The sequence below is a fragment of the Bacillus sp. SIMBA_074 genome (genome assembly GCF_046534555.1).
Lineage (GTDB): Bacteria > Bacillota > Bacilli > Bacillales > Bacillaceae_G > Bacillus_A > Bacillus_A mycoides.
This window is the reverse complement of record NZ_JAWRYM010000013.1, coordinates 146,676-152,723: the sequence shown is the minus strand read 5'-3', so window position 1 is coordinate 152,723 and position 6,048 is coordinate 146,676. Positions and strand designations below refer to the sequence as shown.

Sequence of the window (6,048 nt, the reverse complement as noted above, 5' to 3'; positions counted from 1 at the left end):
AGCCCGGTACAATACCGGGCTCATACCCTAGAGGCTGCCTAATGAAACGACCTGTCTAACTTTCGGGGGTCACTTCATATATAGTCAAAGCTTCCTTCTTATTTCGTCAATTGGTGTCTAAACGCATAAATAACCGCCTGTGTCCGGTCACTTACATTTAGCTTATTTAATATATTACTCACATGTGTCTTTACTGTTTTAAGGGCAATAAACAACTCATCTGCAATCTCTTGATTACTTTTCCCCTCCGCAATTAATAACAAAATTTCAGACTCTCTTTCTGTTAACTCCTCATGCAAAGGTTGTTCTTTCTTCTGACGCATACGAGACATCATTTTGCCAGTAACTTTCGGCTCTAATACCGTTTCCCCATCATAAGTAGCTCTTACAGCATCTGCAATATCACTCGCTCTTGATGTTTTTAATAAATAACTTGTCGCCCCCGCCTCAATAACAGGATATAACTTTTCATCATCTAAAAAGCTCGTGACAACTACAATTTTCGCTTCTGGCCATTCTTGAATAATAGCACGTGTCGCTTCAACCCCATCCATCTCATCCATAACAAGGTCCATTAAAATAATATCCGGTCTTAATTGCAAAGCTAACTCTGAACCTTTTCTTCCATTTTCAGCTTCTCCAACTACTTCAATATCTGGCTGCGTTGATAAATATGCTGATACACCCATTCGAACCATTTCATGATCATCAACTAGTAATACTTTTATCATGATTCTCCCCCTCTCTCAATCATAATAGGTACTTTCACTTCTATTTGCGTACCTTTATTCGGAAAACTAAGAACTTTTAATGTACCACCAATTTCATGAACTCGCTCTTGCATTGACCTTAAACCGTATGAACCAGCCTTATTAACACCAACTTTAAACCCAACACCGTCATCAATAATTTTCAAAATCGCATATTGATCAATTTTCCGAAGGCGTACTTCGGTTTTCTTTGCCTTCGCATGCCGTAAAGTATTAGACAGCGCCTCTTGTACAATACGGAATAAATGATCCTCTACACCTTTTTTTAATTGAATCGGTTCAATTAACCATTCAATTTTCATATGTTGCTTTCTAGACAGTTCTGTTAATAATTCTTCTATACCCTCTGTTAGTTTCTTACCTTCTAACTGCACTGGGCGTAAATGAAGGAGCAAAGCTCTCATTTCTGATTGTGCATTTACAACCATATTCTCAACAAGCTGCAACTGTTTTTTCGTCGTGTCTGGAATTTCAGCTGCTTGCTCATTAATGGCTGACATCATCATCGACATTGCAAAAAGCTGCTGACTTACAGAATCGTGCAGCTCTCTCGCTAATCGATGCCTTTCTTGAGAAATCGCTTCTTGTCTCATCTCTTCATTCCAATGGGCTCGTTCATTCGTTACTTTTTGAAATAGCCCAGCTTGCTCCTCTAAGCGACGAGCAAGACCAATTACTTTTCGTTCCACTTCATGAAATTCATCGTCCGCAGTAAATGAAACATCACTCGGAAAATTCCCTCGCTCTACTTCAAATAGAAAAGTATTTAATCCTTGTATACGCTGTTCTATATAATAACCGATTGCATATCCTACAATTCCTCCGATAAGAAGACTCGTACTCATAATAAACAAGCCAATTGGAACAGAAGCAATGGATTCTTTCCAGAGTAAATCATAAACTTGTTGCTCGCTTTTCCATACATATACAATTGTACAAATAAGTGCGATACTCACAGAGGACAACATAGAATAACGAATATACATCCACGAAATATTCCTTTGTTTTTTCATTATACTTTCCTCACTTCCGTATCGCCTACGACAAGCGAAGAAATAATTTTAATACGACGAGGGGCTTCTTTATACTGTTCTGTTCTAAACGTAACATTACGGTTAAATCCAGTTTCTTCGTGTCCTGGCAGGAGCACTCGCCCAACAATAACAGAATGATTTAAAGACAATTCAATATCATATGGTACATATAAGCGAATATTACCAATGACGCCCCGAATCACAATAACCGTTTCTCCCTCTGGAATCATAGCAGTTGTTAAATCAATCTCGACGCCACAAGCACCATATTGGACGTTAATATCCTCTATTTCATAAATATGATCCATCATTCGTACATTACCTACAAACATATTTTTTATATACGGTTCTGTACGATATATTTGTTTTTCTTCATTTATATATCCTTTTTCTTTAATTTCAACTTTCATTGCTTTTTGCCGATGTCCTTGTTGAATAAGTTGATAACCAATTAAAGCTAAACAAGCAAACACAACAAGTACGAATGCCGCTGATGAAAATAAGAAGAATAAGAAGACAATACCACCGACAAATAAAAATACATTCCCTCTTACATAACGGTTCTTCTTTCGATAATGTCTTCCAAACATAATCATAATAAATGCAAATATTAGACCACCTGGTTCAAAATGTCCAAGTATCATATCAAGAAAAAGACCGAATCCAAATATGATGAGGAGCATCCCCATAAATTGTGTTTTTGAAAATTGCTTCTTCATTTCAGCTCCCCCCTCCTTGTCACATATACATAGAAGAAAAGGCATTGCTTTCCAACACCTTTTCTCCTATCACTATATCATAAGCCTGTTTTATTATATACTACAATTATTTTGTTACTTCTTTCGTTAACGATACTTCATTTTTCTCTTTCATTTCACTCTCTAGTTTTGCAATTTTCATATCAAATGTATCACGCTCATGCTCTTCATTTATACGAAGCTCTATGTCACGAATGTGATCTTCAATTTCTTCGAATCGTAAGAACGGATTATTTTCATCCATTTTATGCATAGCAGTATTCATACGGCGGTTTGCATGCGCCATATTTTCACGTGCCATTAATTCCATACGCTTTGCGTTCATTTCTTTTAATTTATTTTTCATTTCTGAAAGACGACGCTCTAACTCATCAATTTGCTCTACAACACCAGCATACATTTCTTCTAAGCGAGTTACTTGCCCTTCATAATACGCTACTTCTTCTAATGCACGTTCATGCAATTGCAATTCGCCTGCTTCTTGTGCGATGATAGCTTGCTTTGATCTTTTATTAACGAAATAACGTGCTTGCTCAAGCTCACGAGCGAAGTTAGATTTTAATGTTTTATGACGCTGAATTAACTTCTCAATTTTTGTTATTTCACGCTCACTATCTCGTAAATATTGGTTTAACATAGCAATTGGATTTTTTCTTTCTTTCTCATCTAACACATTATGAAAATCAGCTAAAATTGCATCGCGTACACGTCCGAATAAAGATTGTTTCATTATAATCTTCCTCTCTTCTACTTTATAATTTGATTTATTTTATATTAGTTTTTCATTAACTTGTTCCACTCATCTTCAAAGTTGCTATATGGTTTAGCACTTTCTGGAGCAGAATCAACAACTACATTTTTTCCTTTTTTCCACTCACGGTATCCGTAGTATAAAACTACTAATGCTGCGATACCGATTAATGCTGGGGAATGAGAAAGTGCAATGGACAAACCGATTAAACCAACAATACCCCAAGCTAACTTTCCAAAGAATGATTTAGCTCGCACAAATGATTTATAGCTCCAGTACACAACTCCTGCTCCAATGGCGAATCCTACAATACCAGCAAGACTACCAAGAGCAATTAAAGCCAAAATACCGGCTGCGATAAACGCTAGAAATTGTTTCATCTTGTGCTTGCCTCCCTTCGATTTGATACTCTTATCTTAACTATTTTTTCATTTTTTCATAACGAGCTTAAGAACCGTTTTTAACTCAGACTTAAGACTGAGTTAAATTCAGCCTTTTGCAAAACGAACATGTATGCGATGCGTATAGATACAGAAAAATTCTTATTCAATAACGGATGAAAATCTCAACTTGCGCGTCCAAAAAATTAGCAAGACGTACAAACGTTTATTAAATTACATTAAAAATATTATTAAGAAAATTATGTTAAAATAAATCAGAAGGCTATATTTAAATTAAAGGGGATATATCATGAATTTACACATTAAGAAAGAAATCAATACCGCCGCTAAAAACTATATAAACAATCAGCTTTATGAATATAATTTAAAGCACTTTCCATCTGATTTAAGAGACAGATACTTAGAGATTCATTTATTTCTTAAAGATGAAAATGGTAAAATACGCGGGGGAATATTAGGTGAAGTCTGTTGGAATTGGTTAGAGATTCACTCTTTTATCATCGATGAAGATATACGTGCATTAGGGTATGGAACTAAACTGTTATTAGAAGTAGAAAAAATCGCTTTAGAAAGAAATTGTGATTTTATAAAAGTTGACACTTTAAGCTTTCAAGCATTAGATTTTTATAAAAAATACGGTTATAAAGAGTATGGTATCCTCGATAACGTAGGAAGAGATTATAAACACTACTATTTGAAAAAGGATTTATAAATAATAAAAAACGCTCAGAGAATGTTCTCCGAGCGTTTTCAACTGTTAATAATAAATGTCTCTTTATTTTATGCAGTTTTATGATACTCTTTTTTTTCCGCCACTTTAGAAAACCTCGGGAAACCAATTAATATAGAAATGATTCCACATACTCCAACTAAAATTGGATAAAATGCATATGGTAACAATTCGACCGGAGATAACGCAGCAAATCCTGCCGCTGTTAACATTTGAGCACCATATGGGATTAACCCTTGTACACAGCAAGAGAAAAGATCCAGTACACTCGCTGATTTACGTGGATCAATTTCATATTGATCCGCAATGTTCTTCGCAAGCGGACCTGTAAAAATGATAGAGATTGTATTGTTCGCTGTACACACATTCGTCATACCCACTAAGCCAGCAATACCAAACTCCGCTCCTTTTTTCGAACGAATATTACGTGTTAAAAGATTCATTAAATATTGTATGCCACCATTATACTGGATAAGTTCAACCATACCACCGATTAAAATGGCAAGTAACACTAACTCCATCATACCGCCCATTCCAGTCGTTACACTTTTAAAGAAACTCGCTAATGTATAACTTCCATCTATTAAGCCAATTACGCCAGATAGTACAGTTCCGCCCGTTAATACGATCAGTACATTCCAGCCAAGTAACGCTGTAACAAGTACACCTGCGTACGGTAAAATTTTCACCCAATCAAACGTGTGAGCTTTAATTTCTGTATGATTTCCTAATGTAAGAACTACTAATAGTACAATTGTGATAATTGCAGCTGGCAATACAATTAAAAAATTCGTTTTAAACTTATCTTTCATTTCTGTTCCTTGCGAACGAACAGCTGCAATTGTCGTATCAGAAATAAATGATAAATTGTCACCAAACATCGCTCCACCCACAACAGTAGCCATCGTAAGCGCAATTGAGATATCAGTTTGTCCACTAATACCTACAGCAATTGGCGCTAATGCGGCAATTGTTCCCATTGAAGTACCCATCGCTAATGAAATAAATGCACCTATAACAAAAATTCCAGCAACGATAAACCCTTGCGGCAAAACCGATAAAGCTAAGTTAACTGTAGAATCAACCCCGCCCATCCCTTTTGCTGTTTCAGAAAACGCACCTGCAAGTACAAAGATTAATACCATAATCATAATATCAGGATTTCCTGCACCTTTTGCAAATCGTTCCACTTTCACATTAAAGCCTTCTTTACGATTCATCGCTAAAGCAATTCCTACAGCAATCATAATCGCTACTAGTATCGGCAATTTATAGAAATCACCTGTAATAATCCCAGAACCAATAAATAGCGCCAAAAATATTCCAAGTGGTAATAAAGCTAAAGCATTTCCTCTCGTTTCTTTCAAAGTATCATCTCTCCCTAGTTTTAAACCTTTTCTAACGAACAACAAAAGACCTCTTCCGACGAGAAGAGGTCTTATACATCTATAAGAAACACTCTTCTCATCTTTCAAGCACATGCTTGCTGGATTTGGCACAGCACTCTGAAATCGAGTCCGCTGCCGAGGCATCGTAGGGCCAGTCCCTCCGCCTCTCTTTATAAGAAGGTTTCATATTTATTTTTTAATAATAATTTCTTTCCT

General features: G+C 36.0%; 7 protein-coding genes and 1 riboswitch. Of the genes, 1 reads left to right on the top strand and 6 read right to left on the bottom strand.

Features of this window, described 5'->3' with window-relative positions; all coding sequences use genetic code 11:
* Positions 1-98: 98 nt before the first annotated feature.
* The 5 genes from SB773_RS16395 to SB773_RS16375 form a co-directional block, all read right to left on the bottom strand.
* Positions 99-731 carry a response regulator gene (locus SB773_RS16395; protein ID WP_000598709.1) on the bottom strand — a complete coding sequence of 211 codons (633 nt, stop codon included), beginning with the start codon at positions 729-731 and terminating at the stop codon, positions 99-101.
* Positions 728-1,783 (bottom strand): sensor histidine kinase, encoded by a 1,056-nt coding sequence (locus SB773_RS16390; protein ID WP_002011673.1) that lies wholly within the window; start codon positions 1,781-1,783, stop codon positions 728-730. The genes SB773_RS16395 and SB773_RS16390 overlap by 4 nt, the downstream gene beginning before the upstream one ends.
* Positions 1,783-2,523 carry a cell wall-active antibiotics response protein LiaF gene (gene liaF / locus SB773_RS16385; RefSeq protein WP_410590888.1) on the bottom strand — a complete coding sequence of 247 codons (741 nt, stop codon included), beginning with the start codon at positions 2,521-2,523 and terminating at the stop codon, positions 1,783-1,785. The genes SB773_RS16390 and liaF overlap by 1 nt, the downstream gene beginning before the upstream one ends.
* A gap of 106 nt (positions 2,524-2,629) precedes the next feature.
* Positions 2,630-3,292 (bottom strand): PspA/IM30 family protein, encoded by a 663-nt coding sequence (locus SB773_RS16380; protein WP_002011675.1) that lies wholly within the window; start codon positions 3,290-3,292, stop codon positions 2,630-2,632.
* Between the two features lie 44 nt (positions 3,293-3,336).
* Positions 3,337-3,693: a lmo0954 family membrane protein gene (locus tag SB773_RS16375; RefSeq protein ID WP_002011676.1), complete on the bottom strand. Its 357-nt coding sequence runs from the start codon at positions 3,691-3,693 to the stop codon at positions 3,337-3,339.
* A 310-nt stretch (positions 3,694-4,003) separates the two neighbouring features.
* On the opposite strand from SB773_RS16375, the gene SB773_RS16370 reads away from it, so the two are divergent.
* Positions 4,004-4,426, top strand: a complete 423-nt coding sequence (locus SB773_RS16370; protein ID WP_060750573.1) for a GNAT family N-acetyltransferase — start codon at positions 4,004-4,006, stop codon at positions 4,424-4,426.
* A gap of 68 nt (positions 4,427-4,494) precedes the next feature.
* Here SB773_RS16370 and SB773_RS16365 read toward each other — a convergent pair whose 3' ends face one another.
* The gene (locus tag SB773_RS16365; protein ID WP_241875895.1) at positions 4,495-5,811 is read right to left on the bottom strand and encodes a Na+/H+ antiporter NhaC family protein; all 1,317 of its coding nucleotides are present in this window, start codon (positions 5,809-5,811) and stop codon (positions 4,495-4,497) included.
* A gap of 94 nt (positions 5,812-5,905) precedes the next feature.
* Positions 5,906-6,011: riboswitch (SAM riboswitch) on the bottom strand.
* Positions 6,012-6,048 lie beyond the last annotated feature (37 nt).

Coding starts and splice junctions, on each gene's coding strand:
- SB773_RS16375 (WP_002011676.1), bottom strand. CDS start 3,693: ATGAAACAATTTCTAGCGTTTATCGCAGCCGGTATTTTGGCTTTAATT.
- SB773_RS16370 (WP_060750573.1), top strand. CDS start 4,004: ATGAATTTACACATTAAGAAAGAAATCAATACCGCCGCTAAAAACTAT.
- liaF (WP_410590888.1), bottom strand. CDS start 2,523: ATGAAGAAGCAATTTTCAAAAACACAATTTATGGGGATGCTCCTCATC.
- SB773_RS16380 (WP_002011675.1), bottom strand. CDS start 3,292: ATGAAACAATCTTTATTCGGACGTGTACGCGATGCAATTTTAGCTGAT.
- SB773_RS16395 (WP_000598709.1), bottom strand. CDS start 731: ATGATAAAAGTATTACTAGTTGATGATCATGAAATGGTTCGAATGGGT.
- SB773_RS16390 (WP_002011673.1), bottom strand. CDS start 1,783: ATGAAAAAACAAAGGAATATTTCGTGGATGTATATTCGTTATTCTATG.